A 22,141-nucleotide genomic window follows, 5' to 3' on the forward strand; every position below is an offset into this window, starting at 1 on the left:
TAGATATGCACTTTGCATAAAAATTATGAAAGGAAAATTATGAAAGGAATCTTAGGAAAAAAAGTTGGAATGACTCAATTATTTACCTCAAATGGTAATCTAATACCTGTTACAATAGTTGAAGTTAAACCAAATGTTGTTACTAAAGTTCTTACTTCAGAAAGTGATGGATATGTTGCAGTTCAACTTGCTTATGAAGATAAGAAAAAGTCACAAATTAAAAAACCTGAAATTAACCATTTCAAAAAAGCAAATACAACACCTAAGCGCTTCGTTAAAGAAATCCGCAATATGTCTGGATATAACTTAGGTGATACTATTGATGCCTCAATATTTGAAGCAGGAGAAATAGTAGACGTTACAGCAATATCAAAAGGAAAAGGTTTTGCTGGAACAATTAAAAGATATAACCAACATATTGGTCCAAAATCACATGGTGGTGGTGGTGGATCGCAACCAATTAGACAAACTGGTTCTATTGGAGATATTATGGGTAACCGTGTATGACCAGGAATGACAATGCCTGGACATATGGGGCATGAACAAGTAACAATCCAAAATCTTGAAATAATCAAAGAAGATAAAGAAAAAAACATTTTAATCATCAAAGGAAGTATCCCTGGAGCTAAAGGTGCTTTTGTTGTAGTTAAAAAAGCAAGAAAAACTTCATTAAAGAAAAACCCTACTGAACTTTTAAACTTAAAAGAAGCATTGGCGAAAAATGAATTATTTGAACAAGGCAAAAAATACAATCTCGATTTAAATATGAAAATGTCAATTTCTGAAATGAAGGCAAAAATTGAAGAAGCTAAAAAATTAGAAGAAGCAAAAAATAGTGAAGGAAATAAATAATGGCTGAAGAATTAAAAAAATCTACAGAAGTTAAAAAAGAAACTCCTAAAAAAATGACTACTTCTACTAATAAAATTAAAACTACAACTGCTAAAGCTACTTCAAAAACAACTTCTAACTCAAAATCATCTACTTCTGATAAAAAAATTGTTACTAAAGTTCAAACTTTAAAACCTGCTGATAAAGTATCTTTCAAAGAAGAACTTCCAAAAAAAGTTTTTGGTCTTTCAAAAATATATTCACAAGCAATTTTTGATGTAATTTTATCTGAAAGAGCTTCAAAAAGATTTTCAACTCACAAAGTTAAAAATCGTGGTGAAGTTAGTGGAACTGGTAAAAAACCTTGAAGACAAAAAGGTTCAGGTAATGCAAGAGCTGGTTCTTTAAGAAGCCCAATATTTGTTGGCGGAGGAAGAGTATTCGGACCAACAACTGCAAGAAATTATTCTTTAAAAGTCAATCGTAAAGTAAGAAAAAATGCATTATTGTCTGCACTTACATTACTTGCTAAAGATAATGCAATATTAGTTCATGAATTTAAATTAGCAAAGCCTTCAACAAGAGATTTATTAATTGAACTAAACAAAAAAGGTTTAGCGATGTTGAATAACGTTTTAATAATTTCTAATGATCAAAATATATATTTATCTGCAAGAAATTTACCAAATGTTTCTATTGGAAAAATTACTTCATTATCAGTTGAAGATTTAATTGCAGCTGATGCATTAGTATTAAGCAAAGAAGATATTAAATATCTAGAGGGATTGGTGAAATAATGAAATTTAACGATTTTAACAATGTTATAAAATATCCAATTCTTACTGAAAAATCAGAAATTTTAAGATCAAATGCTAATTTGTATACTTTTGCGGTTGATGTAAAAGCAACTAAAGTTCAAGTTAGACAAGCAATTGAATTTATTTTTGATGTTAAAGTATTAAGTGTTAATATTGTTAACTATGACAAAAAACCTGCTAGTTTAGGTAGATCTAAAGGATTTAAACCTGCTGTTAAAAAAGCATATGTTAAACTAGATCCTAAATCAAAAATTATTCTATTTGCTGAAGAAGAAAAAGCATTAAAAGAACAAAATAATAAAGCAAAAGCAAATGTTGATGCTAAACCAAAAGAAATGTCTGAAGCAGAAAAAAGAGCTGCTGAAAAAATTGCAAAAGCAAAAGCAGCAAAATCTGAACCTGCTAAAGAAAAATCTGAAAAAGTTTTAACTCAATCAAAAACAACATCAACAAGCGTTAAAAAAGATAATATTTCAAAAACTTCTGTAAAAAAATCAGTTGAACCTAATAAAAATACTCCTAAAAAAACAACAGAAGTTAAAAAAGAAAGTAGCGTTGCTACAAAAAAATCTACTAATAGTACAACTACTAAAAAAGTAGCTACTAAAAAAGCCGATAAATAATTCTTAATATATTTAAGAAAAAAAGGAGAAATTATGGCAATTAAAAAATTTAAAGCATATACTAATGGGCGCCGTAATATGTCTTCTCTTGACTATAATAAAAATTTATCAGGACATCAACCTGAAAAATCTTTATTAGTAAAACTTTCTACCCATTCTGGTAGAAATAATCAAGGTAAAATAACTACCCGTCACCATGGCGGAAGACTTAAAAGATTTTACCGTATCATTGATTTCAAGAGAAATAAGGACGATATTTTAGGAACAATTAAAACTATTGAATATGATCCTAACCGTTCAGCTAATATTTCATTAGTTGTATATAAAGACGGAGAAAAAAGATACATTTTGAGCCCCAAAGGTATTAAATTAGGTCAACAAGTTATTTCAGGTGAATCTGTTGATATTCAAATTGGTAATTCATTACCACTTAAAAATATCCCTGAAGGTACATATGTACATAATATTGAACTTCAACCAAAACAAGGTGGAATAATCGCAAGATCTGCAGGTTCATCCGCTCAAATCTTAGGTAAAGATGAAACTGGAAGATACATAATCTTAAGACTAAAATCTGGAGAAGTTAGAAAAGTTTTAGGACTTTGCCGTGCAACTATTGGTGAAGTTGGAAATGAAGAACATTCATTAGTTAACATAGGTAAAGCTGGAATTAATCGTTTAAGAGGAATTAGACCTACTGTTAGAGGTAGTGCTATGAACCCAAATGATCACCCACATGGTGGTGGTGAAGGACATCAACCTATTGGACGTAAAAGTCCAATGACTCCTTGAGGTAAAAAAGCTCTTGGTGTTAAAACTAGAAAAACTAAAAAAGCATCTAATCAATTTATTATTAGAAGAAGAAAGGAAACTAAATAATGTCTCGTTCATTAAAAAAACCTCCATTTGTTGATGATCATTTAATGAAAAAAGTAATCGCTATTATTGAAAATAAAGCACCTAAAAAACCGATTAAAACTTGATCAAGACGTTCAACAATATATCCAGAATTTGTTGGGCTTACATTCCAAGTTCATAATGGGAAAGCTTTTATTGATGTTTTTGTTTCAAATGATATGGTTGGACATAAATTAGGTGAATTTGCCCCTACACGTACCTTTAATGGACACGGTGCAGATAAAGGAAAGAAATAATATGGAATTATTTAAAAAAGTATCTGCTAAAGTTGATATTCAAAGAGTTAGTCCAAGAAAAGCACGTTTAGTAGCAGACTTAATTCGTTACAAAAGTACAACCGAAGCATTACTAATCTTAAGATCAACATACAAAAAAACTTCTCAAATATTACTAAAACTTTTAAATTCAGTCATTGCTAATGCAACAAACAATGCTGGATTAGATGCAACAAAATTATATATTTCAAAACTTTTAGTTAATGATGGCCCTACTCTTAAAAGATTCCAACCTCACTCACAAGGTAGAGCATTTCCAATTTTAAAAAGAACTTCTAATTTTTATATTGAAGTTGCTGAACTTCCTTCTAATAAAGAAATTAACGAAAGAACCGTTAAAACGGCAGAAGAAGAAAATAAAACTAAAGTTTCTAAATCTGAATCTAAATCACCAAAAACAGAAGTAAAATCTGTAGAACCAAAAAAAGAAGTTACTAAAAAAATGGTTGAATCTAAAAAGACAGAACCTAAAAAAATGGGAGAACCCAAAAAAGCAGCTTCTCAAACTTCTAAAAAACCTGTAGCTAAAAAGGCAACAGAAACACCTAAAGTAAAACAAGAAACATCAAAAAGTAAAGGAGATAAATAATGGGTCAAAAAGTTAATCCAAATGGATTTCGTTATGGTATTAGCAAAAAGCATAACACAACTTGATATGCTGATAAAGACAAATTTTCTTCTTTATTGTTAGAAGATCAAAAAATCTATGATTTCTTTGATAAAAAAGTACGTGAATATTTAATTGGACGTATTTCAATAAATAGAGATCAAGCAAATCACATTATTGTTACTTTAGTTACTGCAAAGCCTGCTGCTGTTTTAGGAAATGGTGGAGAAAATGTTAAAGCTTTAACATTAACTCTTAAAAAATTTATTCGCAACAAAAAAGCCGACATAACTATTAATGTTGTTGAACTTAAACGTCCTGATCTAAATGCAAGATTATTAGCAGAAGGTATTGCTATTAAGCTTGAAAATCGTGGAAGTTTCCGTTTAGCACAAAAATATGCTATTAGATCAGCTCTAAAAGCTGGAGCAAAAGGAATTAAAACTTCTGTTGCTGGTCGTCTTAACGGAGTTGATATGGCTAGAACTGAAGGCTATACCGAAGGTGAAATGAAACTTCATACTTTAAGACAAGATGTAGATTATGCTGTTGCTATTGCAAAAACTACCTATGGAATCTTAGGCGTTAAAGTTTGAGTTTCACTTGGTGAAATATTGAATGGTAAATCTGAAGTTAGTGAACTTGATTCAGAAAAAGAAGAAAAACCATTAAGAAAAATGAATAGAAAAGGCGGTGAAAAACATGCTTCAACCAAAAAGAACTAAACATAGAAAAATGTTTCGTATCCGTCATGATAAAACAAAAGCTTCAAGAAATAATACTGTTTCATTTGGTGAATATGGTCTAAAATCTACTTCATCTGCATGAATTAGTGCAAGACAAATTGAAGCTGCTCGTATTGCAATAACTCGTCATATGGGTCGTGAAGGTAAAGTTATTATTAAAATTTTCCCTCATATGTCAAAAACTTCAAAACCTATTGGAGTTCGTATGGGATCAGGTAAAGGTTCTCCGGAAGAATGATTTGCAGTTGTTAAAGAAGGAACAGTTATGTTTGAAGTATTAGGCAATACTGAAGATGTAATGAAAGAAGCTTTAAGACTTGGTGGCCACAAACTGCCTGTTACTTGAAAAATTTTAAAACGTGAAGAAAATATTGCTTCAACTGAAGAAGGTAAATAATTATGAAATATGCTGATTTAGTTAAAAAGAATGTTGAAGAATTAAAGAAATTAATTTCTGATTATCGAGCTGAACTATTTTCATTGCGTTTTAAAAATGCTACTAGACAATTAGATAAAACTCATCGTATTGATGAAATCAAAAAAGATATTGCTAGAGCATTAACTGCATTAAATCAAAAACAAATTAGTACTATCAATACTGTAATTTCTTCTGAAAAAAATAAAAATACAAACATAAAACCTGAAGAAAAACCTACCAAAACTTCAAAAACATCTAAAACTTTAGATGTGAAAGAAACAAAAGAAGTTAAAGAAACAAAAACTTCTAAAAAACCTGAAGAAGTTAAACCAAAAGAAGTAACTAAAAAAGTTGAAGTAAAACCTAAAAAAGAAGCTACTTCTAAAGAAAATAAATCAACAACTAAACCAACTGAAAAAAAATCATCTGCTAAAACATCGACAAAAACAACTAAAAAGGAAGTTAAATAATGGCTGAAGAATTAAAAAAGGCTACTATAACCAAAAAAACTACATCAACTAAAGCTACTTCTAGCACTAAAAATACAGAAGTAAAGCCTAAAAAAGAAGCTACTTCTAAAAAAACTATAGTTAAAGAAGAAAAAAATAAAATTGAAAAAGTTGTAAAAGTTAAAGTAGAACCTAATAAAGAAAATTTAAAAAGTAAAACTATTAAACCTAAAAAAGTTGTTAAGAAAACTTCTCAAAAAGAAAATGATGTTAAAGTTAAAAGACCTAATGGGCGTAAAACATTAGTTGGAACTGTTATTAGTATTAAAAATAATAAAACTATTACAGTATTAGTTGAAACATATACAAAACACCCATTATATTTGAAACGTTTCAAAAAATCTAAAAAGTTTGCAGTTCATGATGAAGCAAATATTGCTAAAATTGGCGACGTTGTTAAAATTCAAGAAACTCGTCCATTATCAAAAACTAAACACTTTAGATTAGTTGAAATTAAATCACATGCAATTGGAGGCCAAGACAATGCTTAGAGAATTTAGTAGATGTAATGTAGCTGACAATTCAGGTGCAAAAGAAGTTATGATAATTAAAAACCTAGGTGGATCTATCGTTAAGAGCACAAATATAGGTGATATAGTTGTTGTAGCGATCAAAAAAGCAATTCCTAACGGATTTGTTAAAGAAGGCCAAGTTGTAAAAGCAGTTATTGTTAGAACAAAACGTGGTCTTTCAAGAGCTGATGGTTCGCATATTTCTTTTGATGATAATGCTGTTGTTCTTATTAAAGAAGATGGATCATTAAGAGGAACTCGTGTGTTTGGTCCTATTGCTCGTGAATTACGTGAAAAAGGTTATTTAAAAATAATTTCACTTGCTCCGGAGGTATTATAATGTCGATGTCAAAAATCAAAAAAAATGATATGGTTATAATTTTATCTGGTGAACAAAAAGGTAAAGTTGGTGCCGTTTTAGCAACTAATTATAAAAAAGAATTAGTAACTGTTAAAGGTATTAACATCAAAGTTAAACATCATAAACCTACTCAAGAAAATCAAGAAGGAAAAATTGAAAAGAAAGAATTTCCAATTCATATTTCTAAAGTAGCTTATATGGTTAAAAAAGGTGATGCTTCCGGCAAAGGGGCAATGCATTCAAAAATTGGTTGAAAAACTAATAAGTCTGGAATTAAAGAAAGATTCTTAAGAAAAACTAATCGGATTATAGGTGATAAATAATGGCTAAAATAACAAAAACAGCTTTAGAAAAAAAATATTTAAAAGATATTAGATCTGCATTAGTTAAAGAATTTAACTATAAATCAATTATGCAAGTTCCAAGACTTCAAAAAATAATCATTAATATGACTGCAGGAAATGAAGTTTCTAATTCAAAAGCTATTGAAGAAGTTATGACTGAATTAGCTTTAATTACAGGTCAAAAGCCATATAAAACAGTGGCTAAAAAATCATTGGCTTCATGAAAATTACGTGAAGGTATGCCAATGGGAGGAAAAGTAACTTTAAGAAGAGAAAGAATGTGATCATTCTTAACTAAATTAATCGAAGTTGCTTTACCTCGTGTGCGTGACTTTAATGGTGTTAGCACAAAAAGTTTTGATGGACGTGGCAATTATGCCTTAGGCATCAAAGAAGAAATTATTTTTCCTGAAATTAGTTTCGATAAAATCCGTAAATTGAAAGGAATGGATGTTATTTTAGTAACTTCGGCAAAAAGTGATAAAGAAGCTTTATCATTGCTTAAATTATTAGGTCTTCCATTTGCGAAATAGAGGTTAGTATGGCAAGAAAATCATTAATTGCAAAAGCAAAACGTACTCCTAAATTTAAAGTTAGAAAGTACACAAGATGTGAAATTTGTGGAAGAGTACATGCAGTTTTACGTAAATATAAAATTTGTAGAATTTGTTTTAGAGAATTAGCACATGAAGGCAAAATTCCTGGTATGAAGAAAGCGAGTTGATAATTATGGCTATTATAATAGATCCAATTGCTGATATGTTTGTACGTATTAAAAATGCAATTGCGCGTAAATATCACGAAGTGAATGTTCCTTATTCACAAAAGAAAATAAAAATTCTTGAAATATTTAAAAGAGAAGGTTATATTTCTGAAATAGAACAATTCAATAACCCTAAAAATAATAATTTCAAGGAAATTAAAATTACTCTTAAATATAAAGGTATTAATCAAAATCAATCAGCAATTTCTGGCATCAAACGTGTTTCAAAACCTGGACTTAAAGTGTATTCATCTAGTGAAAACTTACCAAGAGTTTTATCAGGATATGGAACAGCAATAATTTCAACTTCAAAAGGTTTATTGACTGATAAAGAAGCAAGAAAGGCAAATGTAGGCGGCGAAGTAGTTGCTTTCGTTTGATAAAAAGTATGTCAAGAATTGGTAAAAGAGTTTTAAAAGTTGCTGATGGTATTGAAATTAATATTAATAACAATCACATTGTTATTAAAGGAAAATTAGGAACATTAGAATATTCATATTCACCACTTATTAAAGTTACTTATGAAAATGGTGAAATTAAAACAAATCGTTCAAATGAAGAAAAAACTACAAAACAATTACACGGAACCACTAATGCAATCATTAATAATATGCTAATCGGTGTTTCAAACGGATATAAAAAAGAAATTGAAATTAAAGGGGTTGGTTATAAAGCTACTTTAAAAGGAAGTGAAATTGAAATAATTGCCGGATATTCTCATCCTGTTACATTATCAATTCCATCTAGCCTAAAAGTTGAACTTCCAAAACCAACAAATATCATTATTTCAGGAATAGATAAACAAGTTGTTGGTGAATTTGCTGCTAAATTAAGAGATGTACGTCGTCCAAGTCCATATTCTGGCAAAGGAATTATGTATAAAGATGAAATTATTCGTCGTAAAGAAGGGAAAACTGCTGCTAAGTAGTTATTAAGGTATAAATTATGATTTCAAGAAATGAAAAACGTAAAGCAAAACATTTAAAAATAACTAACAAGTTATCAAAAGGTTCAGCAAAAATCCCTCGTGTTTGTGTTTATAAATCATTACATAATTTTTATGCACAAGCAATTAACGATGAAAAACATATTACATTAGCTGCATATTCAACTAAAAATTTAGATGCTTCTAAAAAAGCAAATAATATAAATGCTGTAAAACTTGTTGCTAAAGGTTTTGCTGAAGCATTAAAACAATTAAAAATTAAACAAATTGTTTTTGATAGATCTGGATATATTTATCATGGAAAATTACAAGCATTTTGTGATACTCTAAGAGAAGAAGGGATAAAATTCTAATGGCTGATAATATTAAAGAAACTTTAGAAAAAGCAGAAAAAACTATTCTACCTTCAGAAAATAGTGCTAAAAAAGCAACTCCTACTAAAACTATAATAGTTAAAAAAGTAGCTTCTGTATCAAATCCAAAAGTTGCTTCTAAAGACGATCAAAAACAAATGAACAAAACTCGTTTGCCTAAATCATCAAATCAACATTTTGAACAAGAACAAAATCCTTATGAAGAAAAAGTTATTGATGTAGCAAGAGTTACAACTGTTGTAAAAGGTGGAAGAAGATTCTCGTTTGCTGCTTATGTAGTTGTTGGTAATAAAAAAGGAAAAGTTGGCTTTGGTCATGGAAAAGCAAATGAAGTACAAGATGCAATTAAAAAAGCAGTTAAAGATGCACAAAAGAATATTATTAATGTTCCAATTGTTAAAGGATCAATTCCACATGAAGTTAAATATAAATTCTTAGCTTCGAAAGTTCAATTACGTCCAGCACCTAAAGGAGCAGGAATAATTGCTTCAGGAACAGTACGTGCTGTTGTTGAACTAGCAGGATATAGTGATATTTCAACAAAAACATATGGTTCAAGAACAAAACAAAATATTGTTCGTGCAACTATTAATGCATTAAAAGAATTACAAACCGTTGAAGAAATCGCTAAATTACGTGACATTGATGTTAAACATTTACTTAAAAAGTAATAAAAGAAAGGATTGAAGATTATGGAATTACATACATTAAAACCAACTTTCGGTTCTAGAAAAGAAAAACATCGTGTTGGTAGAGGGCATGCAGCCGGAAAAGGAAAACAAGCTGGCCGTGGCCAAAGTGGTCAAACTAAAAGAAGTACAGTTCGTCTAGGCTTTGAAGGTGGACAAAACCCATTGTTTAGACGTTTACCTAAACGTGGATTTTCTAATGTTAACCACATTGAATATCAAATCGTTAATTTATATTCACTTGAAGAAAAATATAAAGCTAATGAAATTGTTTCATTAGAATCATTATTAAAACATAATTTAATTAAAAATACATTACCTGTTAAAATTTTAGGTAAAGGTACTTTAACTAAAAAACTAACTGTTCAAATTCCTGCTATTTCAGAATCAGCTAGAAAAGCAATTGAAAAAGCCGGAGGAAAAATCGAGGTTAAATAATAATGGCTTTTAAAAAACGTAAGAATAAAACTAATGAAATAGTTGAAGTAAAAGAAGAATTAGAACTTGAAAAAATTGATCGAAAATTATCAATTAATAAATTCATCAATGAAAAGCGTAATTCTTGAAATGATTGATGAGCAAATCATCAACTATTCAAAAAAATTCTATTTACTTTTTTCATTCTTACTATATTTGTAGCCGCAGGAACTATTACAATTCCTGGTATTAACCTTGTTAATAAAGATAAAATTTCTTCTGATGGAGATTTTGTCTCAATTTTAAACTTAGTAGGTGGTGGTGGACTTAAGAATTTCTCAATCTTAGCCTTAGGTATAAGTCCATTTATATCTGCAAGTTTAGTAATGATGATTTTACAGACAAAAGCCTTTCCGGCAATTCATAGATTGTCGCAATCGGGTCCACAAGGTAGAATCAAAATAAATTTTATTACTTACTTTTTAACAATTATTTTTGCTGTTATACAAGCGTTTTTAATAACCAAAGCTTTAGTTAATCCAAAAACAGGATTTGGAATTACTTTTGATAAATCAATAAATAAAGTTTTTGGTGCTAAGGGAAATGAATTATATGGATATTTCATTTTACCTTTAATATTAATTGGTGGTTCTTTCTTTGCTTTATTTTTATCAGAACAAATAACAAATAAAGGTGTTGGAAATGGAACTAGTTTGCTAATTTTTGTTGGTATAGCTACAAATTTAATTCCAACTTTTAAAAAAGCATTTGAATTTTTTGTTCCATCATCAACTAAAAATTCAATTGTTTTAAAAGAACTAATAAACTTCTTTGTTTATTTGCTTGGATATCTTATTACAATTTTAATTGTAATAATCTTTACAATTGCAGAAAGAAGAATACCAATTCAACAAGTTGGTGCTGGACTTTCTAAAAATGAAAAAGAATTAAGCTTTTTGCCAATTAAAGCAAATCCTGCTGGTATTATGAGTGTTATTTTCTCATTAATGATACTATCAGTACCTACAATGATTGCAAACTTAGTTGACACTGCATCTAAATATTATTATTGAGTTTATGCTAATTTTCAATTAACAAAACCATTAGGATTTTTCTTATTTATTTTAATAACATTTGGTCTTACTATTTTATTAGGAATACAACAATCTAAAATTGATAAAATAAGTGAAGATTTTGCTAAATCATCAACTTTTATTCCTGGTATTAGACCCGGTGAACAAACTGAAGATTATTTATTAGATGTTGTTATAAGACTTTCATTCTTTTCTTCAATATATTTAATTATTTTAGGTGCAATGCAATATGTTCAACAAATGTTTGGTATGCCTGCACAAATTGCATTTGGTGGAACTACAATTATGATTTTAGTTTCAACCGCATATGAAACAATAGAACAAATTAAAGCACGTTATAAATCACAAGAATTAACAAGAAAAAGACATCAAATTCAAGAACTTAAAGAAGTTTATGGTGAAGATGAAGAGGATTTAATATGATAAAAAATAATAGTTTTAAACTTCCTAATTTAATTTTATTAGGTCCTCCGGGTGCTGGGAAAGGCTCGCTTGCTTCAAAACTAGCATCACTTTATGGTTACTATCAACTTTCAACAGGCGATATGTTTCGTTCAGAAATTAGAAACAAATCACCTTTAGGTCTTAAAATTAAATCAATTTTAGACTCGGGTGCTTATGTAAGTGATGATATCACTAATGAATTAGTTGAAAAAACATTATTAGAACTTCAAAAACAAAATAAACCATTTATTTTGGATGGATATCCACGAACACTTGATCAAGCAGGCTTTCTTAAATCGCTTGAAGCAAAAAATATTAATATTGATCAAGTAATTTTATTAGAAATAACACCCGAACAAATAATTTCACGGCTTGAAAAAAGACGCATTTGTCCAAATTGCAAAACAATTTATCATATGCAATATAATCCTCCTAAAGATTATATTCATTGTAACAATGAATCTTGTCAAAATGTTGAAGTTATTAAACGAGCTGATGACAATCCGGAAATCATTAAGAATCGAATCAAAATTTATGAACAACAAACTTCAATGCTCATAAATTATTATGAAAAAGCAAATATTTTAATTAAACTTAATAGTTATCGTCCAATTGATGAAATTGTTAAAGATACTTCTAAAGAATTAGGTATTTAATATGATAATATTAAAAACTGATTCTGAGATTGAAAAAATTAAAAAAGCTTGTCAAATCTTGGCAGAAGTAAAAACAATTGTTTTTGACTTTATAAGACCAGGTGTTTCTTTAAAAGAAATCGATAGCGTCGCTTTTAAAGAAATAAAAAAAAGAGGCGGAAAACCAGCATTTTTAGGTCAATACGGTTTTCCTAATACTTGTTGTATTTCTGTAAACCATGAATTAATTCATGGTATCCCATCTTCATATATTGTAAAAGATGGTGATATTGTAAAAATAGATACTGGTGTAATCTATGATGGTTATTATTCTGATTCTGCTTTTACTAAAGGAGTTGGTAATATAACCGAGCAAGATAAGAAATTAATTCAAGTAGCTAAAGACGCTTTTTATGCAGGTTTTAATGCAATAAAGGTTGGTAAAAGAATTGGCGATATTTCCTATGCAATAGGAAAGTATATTAAGTCACAAGGTTTCTTTACACCTGATGAATATACAGGACATGGAATTGGTAAGTCATTACATGAAGACCCATATGTATATAATGATGGATATCCAAATTCAGGACCATTAATTCGTAATAAAATGGTCATTTGCATTGAACCTATGATTTTACAAAAATCAAAAGATGTAATTGTTTTACCAGATGGATGAACTGTAGTTGATCCTCATAAATTAAACACCGCTCATTATGAACAAACTGTTTTAATTGATAATGATAAAGCATACATTTTATCAGGAGATAATATTTAATGGCAAAAGACGCAATTAAAATGTTTGGAAAAATAACAAAAGTTTTTTCTACTAAAGATTATGAAGTATTATTGGAAAATAATATTATCATTAAAGCTTTCACATCAGGGAAAATGACACTTCACAATATTAAAATGATTCCTGGCGATGTAGTAGATGTCGAACTTAGTCCTTATGATATGACTAAGGGAAGAATTGTTTTTAGACATAAATAAAAGGGGAGAATATGAAAGTTAGAGCTTCAATCAAGCGTATTTGCAAAGATTGTAAATTAATTAAAAGACATGGCATAAATAGAATAATATGTATTAATCCAAAACATAAACAAAGACAAGGATAAAATATGGCTAGAGTTTTAAACATTGAAATTCCTAATAACAAAAGAGTTGTTATTTCTTTAACATATATTTATGGTATTGGGAATTCATTAGCATCAAAAATATGTAAAGATGCAAAAATTGATGAAAACAAAAGAGTTAAAGATTTAACTGAAGAAGAATTAACTCGTATTCGTGATGAAGCTAAAAAATATATCACAGAAGGTGATTTAAGAAGAGAAATTAATCTTAACATTAAAAGATTAATGGAAATTAAATCATATCGTGGCTTAAGACATCGTAAGGGATTACCTGTACGTGGTCAATGTACACAAAAAAATGCAAGAACAAGAAAAGGTCCTAGAAAAACAATAGCAGGAAAGAAAGGTAAATAATAATGGCTAAAAAAGTTAAAAAAACTATTACTCAAGGTATGGCACATATTCATTCTACTTATCAAAATACTATTGTATCTTTTTCAGACCTTAAAGGAAATGTTTTTGCATGATCTTCATCAGGAGCTATTGGATATAAAGGAACTAAGAAAAAAACTCCTTATGCAGCAGGTTTAGCAGCAGCAGCAGCACTTGAAAAAGCTAAGGAATTTGGCTTAAAAGAAGTTTCAATTTACGTAAAAGGAATTGGTCCAGGTAAATCTACAGCTCGTAAACAAATTGAAACATCAGGTTTAATTATTAAAGAAGTTAAAGATGTAACACCTATTCCACATAATGGAACTCGTCCACCTAAAAAAGTTTTAAAAAGAGAATAAGGGGTAAATAATGGAAAAAATTCAAAAAATTACTTATCAAGAATTAACCAAAGAAAGAATTAATGATTTTGAAACAAGTTTTGTTATTGAACCTTTAATGCGTGGATATGCTAACACGATGGGAACTGTTATTAGAAGAACACTTTTATCTTCAATAACTTCAATTGCCCCATTTGCAATCAAAATAAATAATGTTCAACATGAATTTGAAACTATTGTTGGCATTAGAGAAGATGTTATTAATTTAATTGCTAACATCCGTCAAATTCATTTTACATATAAACCTGAATTATTTGCAAAAGAAAATTTAGCTAAAATTTCTTTTAAATCAAATAAAGAAGGAATTATTCAAGCATCAGATATTCAAGAAATTAATGGACTTGAAATAATTAATAAAGACCAATATATTTGCACTATAGCAAAAGGTGGTTCATTAGAATTTGATTTATTTTTAAGAGAAGGACGTGGCTTTATTGATTTTGAAGAAAATAAGTCCATTATTGAAATGTATGGTCCTAAGCTTGAAAGCAAAATTAAAGTTGGTCAATTTTTAGCAATTGATAGTGACTTTTCACCAATAATGTTGTGTAATTTTATTAAAGAAGATCTTAATACAGCTTCACCAAAAGAAGTTGAAAGATTAAAAATTACTATTAAAACTAATGGAACTATTGATGCTAAAAGTGCAATGAAAGAAGCCGCAGAAATAATTGTTGCTCACTTTAAAATTATTGGAAACGTCGATGAACTTGAATCATTAAAAGTATTTGAAGAAAATCAAAAGAAACAAGAAAAAGTTGCAATGGTTTCAATTCCTATTGAGCGTTTAAACTTAACTATTAGATCATTAAATGCCTTAAAAAGATCGAAATATAATACAGTTGATGAACTTTTAAAATTAACTGAAGAAGAACTTTCAAATATTAAAAACTTAGGTAAAAAATCAATTGAAGATATTGCTGAGAAATTAAGAAATTGAAAAGAAAAACATCAAGATCAAAATCAAGAAAATGAATCTAATTTAGGAGAGGGGGAATAAAATGGCAAATCCTAAACAATTATTTAGAAGAAATTCAGAGTGATGAAACCATGTTGAAAGAGCATTAGTTACTGATTTATTAATCCATGGTGAACTTAAAACCACTTTGGAAAGAGCTAAAAGAATTAAATCAAAAGCAGAAAAAATGATAACTTTAGCTAAATTAAACACTTTATCATCAAGAAGACAAGCAATTAAATATTTAATAAATAAAACTTCTAATGATCCTAAAAAAGATTCTATTCAATATTTATTTGACATAATTGGTCCAAAATATAAATCACGTAATGGTGGATATACAAGAATTGTAAAAATTGCTAATCGTCAAGGCGATAATGCTAAAATGGCAATTATACAACTTGTATAATTTAAGGAGAATAATATGGCTATAACCCCAAAAAGAAAAACATCTAAACAAAGAAAAGCATTGAGAAGATCTCATCATGCTTTAGACATTGCAACGCTAGTTGAATGTGCAAATTGTAAACAACAAATTATTCCTCACCAAGCATGTCAATATTGTGGTTTCTATAAAGGTAAAAAAATCATTAAAGAAGCATTTAATGACAAAATTAAATAATTAATTATTTACATATCTTTAAAAATCTAATAAAAACGAGAAGTTAATTTTAAATAGTTAACTTCTTTTATTTTTTATTTTAATAATTTTGTATTATAATTAGTTTGCAAATTAGCCGATGTTGCCACCATAGCCAAACGGCCAAGGCATGGGTCTGCAACACCCTGATTACCGGTTCGAATCCGGTTGGTGGCTCCAAAATGCGCCCGTAGCTCAATTGGACAGAGTGCTTGGTTACGGCCCAAGAGGTTGCGGGTTCGACTCCTGCCGGGCGCGCCATTTCAGAAATTGACAAATTAAATTGCACACATGTTGTGCATTTTTATTACTTCTAAACTTTTAAATATTAAAAATATGTTATACTTTTATTGTATTTTGAAAATACTTGATTTATTAACACTATTAATTAATCAAACACTATTATGAATTCAATTGCTTGTGTTACATATCATGTAATGTTAATTGTTTGAAGTAATAGGAAGAATAACAAATTAAACAAAAGGAAATTTAATGGAAGAAAAAACCACAAAAAAAGTTGAAACTAAAAAATCAACTACTATTTTGAATTCAGATAAAAAAACTGAAACAAAAAAAGAATCTTTAAATGAAAATAATGCTGAAATGTCAGCGGAACCTGAAATAGTTTCAAGAGAAAAATTATTAGAAGCTGGAACATATTTTGGTCACCGTGTAAGTCAATGAAACCCTAAAATGAAACAATACATTTATGGAAAAAGAATGGGAATTCACATCATTGACATATCAAAAACCCAAAAAGCGTTAGAATATGCTTATAAATTACTTTATAAAATGGCTCAAAAACCAATCTCATTTATTTGAGTGGGCACTAAAAAACAAGCTAAAAAAGCAATTGAAGAAGCAGCTGCTAGAACAAATTCAGTTTATGTAACTGAACGCTGATTAGGAGGAACTTTAACTAATTCTCAAACAATTTTTAGAAGTGTTAAAGAACTTGAACGTCTTGAAGAATTGAAAAAAACAAATTATGAAGGTTATAGTAAAAAAGAAGGCTTATTATTTGATAAGAAAATTGAAAAATTGCTTAAGAATTTAGGTGGTATTAGAAAACTATCAAATAAAGCTTCTTTCCCTCAAGTTATGATTTGTGCATCACCTATTGATGATGAAATTGCAATCAAAGAAGCAAGAAAAAAAGGTATCAAAATATTTACTATTAATGATACAAATACAAACCCTGACTTAGCGGATTTTGTTATTCCAGGTAATGATGATTCAACTAAATCATTAACATTAATCATTACAATATTAGCTGATGCTATTTGTGCGGCTCGTGGAAATAAACAATTGTTTGCTTATAAACCTAATGATGAAATCATTCTACCTGAAGAAATTAAAAAAGATTCCTCATTAAACCAAAATAAAAATAAATATCAACAATCAAAAACTTCATCAGCATTTCATCAAAAGAAAAGAGAAATGCTTCAACAAAATTCTTCAACTAATAATGAAAAAGTAAAAGTTGAAGCAAAAATAACAAAGGAAGAAAAATAATGGCTGTAGATTTACAAAAAGTTAAAGAATTAAGAGAAAGAACTAATTCAGGGTTTCTAGATTGTAAAACTGCATTAGAAGAAAATAATAATGATATTGAAGCATCGATTAAATGATTGCAACAAAAAGGAATTATTAAAGCTGCTAAGAAATCATCTAGAATTGCTGCTGAAGGAATAGTTCGTGCATATGTAAATAATAATGTTGCTGTTTTGTTTGAATTAAATTCAGAAACAGACTTTGTTGCTAAAAATAAATTATTTTTAGAATTTGCTGATAAACTTCAAGAATTCTTAGTTAAAACATCTTTTAAAAATATTGATGATTTATTAAATAAAAAACTTGACGGCTTATCAATTGATGATTATTGCAAAGACTTAACTGCAAAAATTGGTGAAAAAATTTCTTTACGTAGAGTTGAAAAATATGAAGCTAAGTCTGGAGAAATAGTTGCAGGTTATACACATGCAAATAATAGAGTAGCTTCAATTGTTTTTGCTAAAGGTAATAAAGTTGAAGATCTAAGACATATTGCAATGCATATAACTGCTTTAAATCCAAGTTATATATTTGAAACTGATATACCAAAAAGTATACTAACAAAAATTACTAATGAAATTGCAAAAAGTCCTAAATTGGTTAATAAACCAGAAAAAATTCAACAAAGCATTAAAGAAGGTATGTTAAGAAAAGAATTTAATGATTTAGGTGTTTTAATGTATCAACCATATGTTATGGATGATTCAAAAACAGTTGGTAAATTTTTATCTGAAATATCTTTAGAATTAAAATGTGCAAAACGTTTTGAAGTTGGCGAAGGTATTGAAAAAAAGACTGTTGACTTTGCTTCTGAAGTCGCAGAACAAATGAACTCTAAATAAATAAATTAACAAGCAATATTGCTTGTTTTTTTATGTTTAATTAAAGGTAAAAAACTAATTTAAAATTACTTGTAATGTTTGATTACAAGTAATTTTAATATAAAAGTTAATATAAGAGAAATTATTTATCTTGAATAGCATCAATACCTTGCAAAGTTCCATTTTGAATAAATTCAATAGAAGCACCACCACCAGTTGAAATAAAACTAAATTTATCTTGATAACCTAATTTATTAATAGCAGTAACAGAATCTCCACCACCAACTACTGAAAATACATCTTTATTATCAGCAATAGCAATTGCTATTGCTTTTGTTCCTTTTTCATATTCTGAAAATTCAGTTACACCTAATGGTCCATTTCAAAAAATAGTTTTAGCATTAGCAATTTCACGGCTAAATAATCTTATTGTTTCAGGACCTATGTCAAGTCCCATATAATCAGCTGGAATATTATCATTTTTTGAACTTGTAAATACCGCTGGATTGTTAGCAAATTCTCTTGTAATTGCATTATCAATTGGCAATACAATTTTATCTTTATATAAAGATAGATATTTTTTAACATCTTCAATACGATCTTGTTCAAAAATTGAAGTTCCAATTTCTTTTCCTAAAGCTTTTTTAAAAGTATATGCCATTCCTCCGCCGATTAATACTTTATCTGCAATTGTGAATAATTTTTCTAACACTTTTAATTTATCGCTAACTTTAGCCCCGCCAATAATTGAAATGAATGGACGTTTGAAACCTTTTAATAATTTAGATAATTCTTTAACTTCTTCTTCCATTAAGAATCCTAGTGCACTTTCTTTAACATAATTTGCAATTCCAACAGTCGAAGCATGCGCTCTATGTGCAGTCGCGAAAGCATCATTAACAAAAACATCACCTAAACTTGCTCAATATTTTGCTAAAGTAGGATTATTTGAAGATTCAGCTTTTTTGTTTAGATCTTCAAAACGTGTATTTTCTAAAAATAGTATTTCGCCTGGCTTTAAAGATTTTGCAGCTTTTGTAATTTCTTTAGATCTAGTTTCGTTAATAAATGTAATTTTATTTGGAAGCATTTCTTTAAGTTTGTCTGCTACTATTTTAAGTGATTTAGATTTTTTATCTTCTTCAGTTTTAATTCTGCCTAAATGTGATAATAAAATAATTGATGCGCCATTATCTAAAATATATTTAATGGTTGGTAAAGCGGCGTCAATTCTTTTCATATCCGCTATTTTACCATCTGCTATTGGAACATTAAAGTCAACTCTTAAAATAACTTTTTTTCCATTAAGATTTAAATCTTTAATAGATTTTTTCATATAAATTCTCCTTATTTACTATAATTGTTTATTATTATATAATAAAACACTAATCATATAGTAATTTGAGGTTAATAATATGGCAAAAATGTTAAATGCAATGAAACAAAAAGATAAAAGAACTTTAAAATATGACCCTGAAAAAGATAATACTAGCGCTATTATTAATGAATTTAGAGCATATTTAAAGGAAACTAATTATATTAAGAATTATTCAGAACTAGAAAAATTTGAATATTTTAAAGATATAAGATGAATGCAAGTAATTGATCAGAAATGTGAAGATAAAAAGACAACTTTTTATAAACAACAACGTAAGTTAAAAGCAAAATATGAAAATTATATCGACTATAAATTATGGTCTGAATCTCCTTTTGCTGAAACTACTAAACCTCTAACAAAAACAACAAGAATAATTATTTTAAGTGTTTTTGTAATTGCATTCATTGCAATGTTATTAATAATAATAGGATTAAATAAATGGTGATAATATGAATAATACAATTTTATATGTAATAGTTAGTTTAATATCAGTTATTTTGTTAGTTATTTTTGTTCAATATCTATATGTTTTAGTTACTCGTTGAAAAAATCGTAAAATTAAACAAAATATTGGCGAATCAACAAGAATTAGACTTATTCACCAATTAAGAGAAGCAATTGAATATTTAGCAGACAACAAAATTGGAGCAATTATAACAATTGAAAATAATGATAATTTAGATATGCTAAGAACTGATGGAGTAATTATTGATGCAAATATATCAAGCTCATTAATTATTTCAATATTTAATAAGTCTTCTCCATTACATGATGGAGCAATTATTATTCGTGGTTCAAAAATACATTATGCTTCAACTTATTATAAAATCACAAAAAAATCTATTGACAATAAATATGGAGCAAGACATAGAGCTGCAATGGGGATTAGCGAAATTTCTGATGCTACAACTTTAGTTGTAAGTGAAGAAAGTGGAGGAGTATCTCTAACTAAAAATAGTGTTTTAGTTCCTATTAAAAGAGACCAATTGCAACAAGAACTTGTTAACATTTTCAAAAACTACTAATAATTAAAAAATAATTAAAAGTTATAAATATAGTAAATAAAAAGTTATAAATATAGTAAATAAAATAAAATCTAAAATTTGGTAAAATTAGATACGCTTATTGATTAACGATTGGACAGGACATAGATGAAAGGCTATGCTATGGTGGTTAAACGCGTTTAATCATAAAAATAAAAAAAATAAAAAATTTGAAAGGATATTTTAATGGCAAAACAAGATTTTGATCGTTCAAAACCACATGTTAACATTGGTACTATTGGACACGTTGACCATGGAAAGACTACTTTAACTGCTGCTATTGCAACAGTTTTATCAAAAAAAGGTCTTTCAGAAGCTAAAGCTTATGATGCTATTGATAATGCACCAGAAGAAAAAGCTCGTGGTATAACTATTAATACTTCTCACATTGAATATAATACTGAAAAACGTCATTATGCACACGTTGACTGTCCAGGTCACGCTGACTATGTTAAAAACATGATTACTGGTGCTGCACAAATGGATGGAGCTATCCTAGTTGTTGCTGCAACAGATGGACCTATGCCTCAAACTCGTGAACATATCTTACTTGCAAAACAAGTGGGTGTTCCTAAAATGGTTGTATTTTTAAACAAAATTGATATGTTTAAAGATGATGAAAGAGAAGAAATGGTTGGTCTTGTTGAAATGGATATTCGTGGTTTATTAAGCGAATATGGTTTCGATGGAGACAATACACCTGTTATTGCAGGATCTGCTCTAAAAGCATTACAAGGCGATCCAAAATATGAAGATATTGTTCTAAAATTAATGGAAGCAGTTGACTCATATATTGATGAACCAAAACGTGAAACTGACAAACCATTTTTAATGGCTGTGGAAGATGTATTTACAATTACTGGACGTGGAACTGTTGCAACTGGTAGAGTTGAACGTGGAGTTCTACAATTAAATGACGAAGTTGAAATTGTTGGATTAAAACCAACTAAAAAAACTGTTGTTACAGGAATTGAAATGTTCCGTAAAAACTTAAAACAAGCTCAAGCTGGAGATAACGCTGGATTATTACTACGTGGTGTTGAAAGAGATGAAATTGAACGTGGACAAGTATTAGCTAAACCTAAAACTATTGTTCCTCACACTGAATTTGAAGCTACAGTATATGTTTTAAAGAAAGAAGAAGGAGGACGTCACACTCCATTCTTTGAACACTATAAACCACAATTCTACTTCCGTACAACTGACGTAACTGGTGGAATCAAATTCAAACCTGGCCGTGAAATGGTTATGCCTGGGGATAATGTTGAATTTACTGTTACTTTAATAGCACCTATTGCTGTTGAAGAAGGAACTAAATTCTCAATCCGTGAAGGTGGAAGAACTGTTGGAGCTGGTTCAGTTACAAAAATAATTAAATAATTTATTTAAATTTTTGAGTATAGTTTTAAACTATACTTTTTTATTGAAATAAAATATAATTATTATGTGAATCAAATAGAAATAAATACAATTAAATATATTCACTAATAACATAAGTGTCTTTTATGACGCTTTTTTTA

34 protein-coding genes, 2 tRNA genes and 1 pseudogene are annotated in these 22,141 nt (G+C 28.6%); 36 read left to right on the forward strand and 1 reads right to left on the reverse strand.

Annotated elements, in window-relative coordinates:
- Nucleotides 1–39: 39 nt before the first annotated feature.
- The 33 genes and pseudogenes from rplC (at nt 40) to tsf (ending at nt 18,221) form a co-directional block, all read left to right on the forward strand.
- Nucleotides 40–852: a 50S ribosomal protein L3 gene (gene rplC / locus LQ356_RS02065; RefSeq protein ID WP_405311160.1), complete on the forward strand. Its 813-nt coding sequence runs from the start codon at nt 40–42 to the stop codon at nt 850–852.
- A complete protein-coding gene (gene rplD, locus LQ356_RS02070; protein ID WP_405311162.1) occupies nt 852–1,628 on the forward strand; it encodes a 50S ribosomal protein L4 in 777 nt (258 codons plus the stop codon). The genes rplC and rplD overlap by 1 nt, the downstream gene beginning before the upstream one ends.
- Nucleotides 1,628–2,272 (forward strand): 50S ribosomal protein L23, encoded by a 645-nt coding sequence (gene rplW, locus LQ356_RS02075; protein ID WP_405311163.1) that lies wholly within the window; start codon nt 1,628–1,630, stop codon nt 2,270–2,272. Before rplD ends, rplW begins: the two co-directional genes overlap by 1 nt.
- A gap of 33 nt (nt 2,273–2,305) precedes the next feature.
- Entirely contained in the window at nt 2,306–3,151 is an 846-nt protein-coding gene (gene rplB, locus LQ356_RS02080; RefSeq protein WP_405311165.1) for a 50S ribosomal protein L2, read from the forward strand.
- Nucleotides 3,151–3,426 (forward strand): 30S ribosomal protein S19, encoded by a 276-nt coding sequence (gene rpsS, locus LQ356_RS02085; RefSeq protein ID WP_405311167.1) that lies wholly within the window; start codon nt 3,151–3,153, stop codon nt 3,424–3,426. Before rplB ends, rpsS begins: the two co-directional genes overlap by 1 nt.
- Nucleotide 3,427: 1 nt before the next feature.
- Nucleotides 3,428–3,796 (forward strand): annotated as a pseudogene (gene rplV / locus LQ356_RS02090) (50S ribosomal protein L22); the annotation flags it as partial.
- A 257-nt stretch (nt 3,797–4,053) separates the two neighbouring features.
- The gene (gene rpsC / locus LQ356_RS02095) at nt 4,054–4,797 is read left to right on the forward strand and encodes a 30S ribosomal protein S3 (RefSeq protein WP_405311168.1); all 744 of its coding nucleotides are present in this window, start codon (nt 4,054–4,056) and stop codon (nt 4,795–4,797) included.
- A complete protein-coding gene (gene rplP / locus LQ356_RS02100) occupies nt 4,775–5,215 on the forward strand; it encodes a 50S ribosomal protein L16 (RefSeq protein WP_405311170.1) in 441 nt (146 codons plus the stop codon). Before rpsC ends, rplP begins: the two co-directional genes overlap by 23 nt.
- Nucleotides 5,216–5,217: 2 nt before the next feature.
- A complete protein-coding gene (gene rpmC / locus LQ356_RS02105) occupies nt 5,218–5,706 on the forward strand; it encodes a 50S ribosomal protein L29 (protein ID WP_405311172.1) in 489 nt (162 codons plus the stop codon).
- 281 nt (nt 5,707–5,987) lie between these two features.
- Entirely contained in the window at nt 5,988–6,236 is a 249-nt protein-coding gene (gene rpsQ / locus LQ356_RS02110) for a 30S ribosomal protein S17 (protein WP_405312172.1), read from the forward strand.
- Nucleotides 6,229–6,597: a 50S ribosomal protein L14 gene (gene rplN / locus LQ356_RS02115; protein WP_405311174.1), complete on the forward strand. Its 369-nt coding sequence runs from the start codon at nt 6,229–6,231 to the stop codon at nt 6,595–6,597. Before rpsQ ends, rplN begins: the two co-directional genes overlap by 8 nt.
- 5 nt (nt 6,598–6,602) lie before the next feature.
- Complete coding sequence (gene rplX / locus LQ356_RS02120; protein ID WP_405311176.1) at nt 6,603–6,941, forward strand: 50S ribosomal protein L24; 339 nt, start codon at nt 6,603–6,605, stop codon at nt 6,939–6,941.
- Nucleotides 6,941–7,495 carry a 50S ribosomal protein L5 gene (gene rplE / locus LQ356_RS02125; RefSeq protein ID WP_405311178.1) on the forward strand — a complete coding sequence of 185 codons (555 nt, stop codon included), beginning with the start codon at nt 6,941–6,943 and terminating at the stop codon, nt 7,493–7,495. The genes rplX and rplE overlap by 1 nt, the downstream gene beginning before the upstream one ends.
- An 8-nt stretch (nt 7,496–7,503) precedes the next feature.
- The gene (locus tag LQ356_RS02130) at nt 7,504–7,689 is read left to right on the forward strand and encodes a type Z 30S ribosomal protein S14 (protein ID WP_405311180.1); all 186 of its coding nucleotides are present in this window, start codon (nt 7,504–7,506) and stop codon (nt 7,687–7,689) included.
- A 2-nt stretch (nt 7,690–7,691) separates the two neighbouring features.
- Nucleotides 7,692–8,108, forward strand: a complete 417-nt coding sequence (gene rpsH / locus LQ356_RS02135; RefSeq protein WP_405311183.1) for a 30S ribosomal protein S8 — start codon at nt 7,692–7,694, stop codon at nt 8,106–8,108.
- Between the two features lie 5 nt (nt 8,109–8,113).
- Nucleotides 8,114–8,653: a 50S ribosomal protein L6 gene (rplF, locus tag LQ356_RS02140; protein WP_405311185.1), complete on the forward strand. Its 540-nt coding sequence runs from the start codon at nt 8,114–8,116 to the stop codon at nt 8,651–8,653.
- A 17-nt stretch (nt 8,654–8,670) separates the two neighbouring features.
- Nucleotides 8,671–9,024, forward strand: coding sequence for a 50S ribosomal protein L18 (rplR, locus tag LQ356_RS02145; RefSeq protein WP_405311187.1), 354 nt, complete (start codon nt 8,671–8,673; stop codon nt 9,022–9,024).
- Nucleotides 9,024–9,716 (forward strand): 30S ribosomal protein S5, encoded by a 693-nt coding sequence (gene rpsE, locus LQ356_RS02150; protein ID WP_405311188.1) that lies wholly within the window; start codon nt 9,024–9,026, stop codon nt 9,714–9,716. Before rplR ends, rpsE begins: the two co-directional genes overlap by 1 nt.
- A 21-nt stretch (nt 9,717–9,737) precedes the next feature.
- A complete protein-coding gene (gene rplO / locus LQ356_RS02155; protein WP_405311190.1) occupies nt 9,738–10,172 on the forward strand; it encodes a 50S ribosomal protein L15 in 435 nt (144 codons plus the stop codon).
- Nucleotides 10,173–10,174: 2 nt separating this feature from the next.
- Nucleotides 10,175–11,671 carry a preprotein translocase subunit SecY gene (gene secY / locus LQ356_RS02160; RefSeq protein ID WP_405311191.1) on the forward strand — a complete coding sequence of 499 codons (1,497 nt, stop codon included), beginning with the start codon at nt 10,175–10,177 and terminating at the stop codon, nt 11,669–11,671.
- Nucleotides 11,665–12,345 (forward strand): adenylate kinase, encoded by a 681-nt coding sequence (locus tag LQ356_RS02165; RefSeq protein WP_405311193.1) that lies wholly within the window; start codon nt 11,665–11,667, stop codon nt 12,343–12,345. The genes secY and LQ356_RS02165 overlap by 7 nt, the downstream gene beginning before the upstream one ends.
- Nucleotide 12,346: 1 nt before the next feature.
- Complete coding sequence (map, locus tag LQ356_RS02170; RefSeq protein ID WP_405311194.1) at nt 12,347–13,099, forward strand: type I methionyl aminopeptidase; 753 nt, start codon at nt 12,347–12,349, stop codon at nt 13,097–13,099.
- Nucleotides 13,099–13,314 carry a translation initiation factor IF-1 gene (infA, locus tag LQ356_RS02175; protein WP_405311195.1) on the forward strand — a complete coding sequence of 72 codons (216 nt, stop codon included), beginning with the start codon at nt 13,099–13,101 and terminating at the stop codon, nt 13,312–13,314. Before map ends, infA begins: the two co-directional genes overlap by 1 nt.
- 11 nt (nt 13,315–13,325) lie before the next feature.
- Nucleotides 13,326–13,439 carry a 50S ribosomal protein L36 gene (gene rpmJ / locus LQ356_RS02180; protein WP_024543956.1) on the forward strand — a complete coding sequence of 38 codons (114 nt, stop codon included), beginning with the start codon at nt 13,326–13,328 and terminating at the stop codon, nt 13,437–13,439.
- A 3-nt stretch (nt 13,440–13,442) separates the two neighbouring features.
- Complete coding sequence (rpsM, locus tag LQ356_RS02185; RefSeq protein ID WP_405311197.1) at nt 13,443–13,811, forward strand: 30S ribosomal protein S13; 369 nt, start codon at nt 13,443–13,445, stop codon at nt 13,809–13,811.
- A gap of 2 nt (nt 13,812–13,813) precedes the next feature.
- Nucleotides 13,814–14,188 (forward strand): 30S ribosomal protein S11, encoded by a 375-nt coding sequence (gene rpsK, locus LQ356_RS02190; RefSeq protein ID WP_405311199.1) that lies wholly within the window; start codon nt 13,814–13,816, stop codon nt 14,186–14,188.
- 10 nt (nt 14,189–14,198) lie between these two features.
- Entirely contained in the window at nt 14,199–15,227 is a 1,029-nt protein-coding gene (locus tag LQ356_RS02195) for a DNA-directed RNA polymerase subunit alpha (RefSeq protein WP_405311201.1), read from the forward strand.
- A gap of 1 nt (nt 15,228) precedes the next feature.
- The gene (gene rplQ / locus LQ356_RS02200; protein WP_405311202.1) at nt 15,229–15,594 is read left to right on the forward strand and encodes a 50S ribosomal protein L17; all 366 of its coding nucleotides are present in this window, start codon (nt 15,229–15,231) and stop codon (nt 15,592–15,594) included.
- A 15-nt stretch (nt 15,595–15,609) separates the two neighbouring features.
- Nucleotides 15,610–15,807, forward strand: coding sequence for a 50S ribosomal protein L32 (gene rpmF / locus LQ356_RS02205; protein ID WP_405311204.1), 198 nt, complete (start codon nt 15,610–15,612; stop codon nt 15,805–15,807).
- A 123-nt stretch (nt 15,808–15,930) separates the two neighbouring features.
- A tRNA-Cys gene (locus LQ356_RS02210) sits at nt 15,931–16,005 on the forward strand.
- 4 nt (nt 16,006–16,009) lie between these two features.
- A tRNA-Arg gene (locus tag LQ356_RS02215) sits at nt 16,010–16,086 on the forward strand.
- 342 nt (nt 16,087–16,428) lie between these two features.
- Nucleotides 16,429–17,340, forward strand: coding sequence for a 30S ribosomal protein S2 (gene rpsB, locus LQ356_RS02220; protein WP_405312174.1), 912 nt, complete (start codon nt 16,429–16,431; stop codon nt 17,338–17,340).
- A complete protein-coding gene (gene tsf / locus LQ356_RS02225; protein WP_405311206.1) occupies nt 17,340–18,221 on the forward strand; it encodes a translation elongation factor Ts in 882 nt (293 codons plus the stop codon). The genes rpsB and tsf overlap by 1 nt, the downstream gene beginning before the upstream one ends.
- A 121-nt stretch (nt 18,222–18,342) precedes the next feature.
- Here the strand turns inward: tsf and LQ356_RS02230 are convergent, their stop codons facing one another.
- On the reverse strand, nt 18,343–19,536 hold the full coding sequence (locus tag LQ356_RS02230; protein ID WP_405311208.1) for a phosphoglycerate kinase: 1,194 nt from the start codon (nt 19,534–19,536) through the stop codon (nt 18,343–18,345).
- A gap of 79 nt (nt 19,537–19,615) precedes the next feature.
- On the opposite strand from LQ356_RS02230, the gene LQ356_RS02235 reads away from it, so the two are divergent.
- From LQ356_RS02235 to tuf, 3 genes are all read left to right on the forward strand, one after another.
- Nucleotides 19,616–20,026, forward strand: a complete 411-nt coding sequence (locus LQ356_RS02235; protein ID WP_405311210.1) for a hypothetical protein — start codon at nt 19,616–19,618, stop codon at nt 20,024–20,026.
- 1 nt (nt 20,027) lies between these two features.
- Nucleotides 20,028–20,603: a diadenylate cyclase gene (locus LQ356_RS02240; protein WP_405311212.1), complete on the forward strand. Its 576-nt coding sequence runs from the start codon at nt 20,028–20,030 to the stop codon at nt 20,601–20,603.
- A 204-nt stretch (nt 20,604–20,807) separates the two neighbouring features.
- The gene (gene tuf / locus LQ356_RS02245) at nt 20,808–22,001 is read left to right on the forward strand and encodes an elongation factor Tu (protein WP_405311214.1); all 1,194 of its coding nucleotides are present in this window, start codon (nt 20,808–20,810) and stop codon (nt 21,999–22,001) included.
- The last annotated feature ends 140 nt before the right edge of the window (nt 22,002–22,141 follow it).

It is taken from the genome of Metamycoplasma faucium, from assembly GCF_045160055.1.
GTDB lineage: Bacteria > Bacillota_I > Bacilli_A > Mycoplasmatales > Metamycoplasmataceae > Metamycoplasma > Metamycoplasma faucium.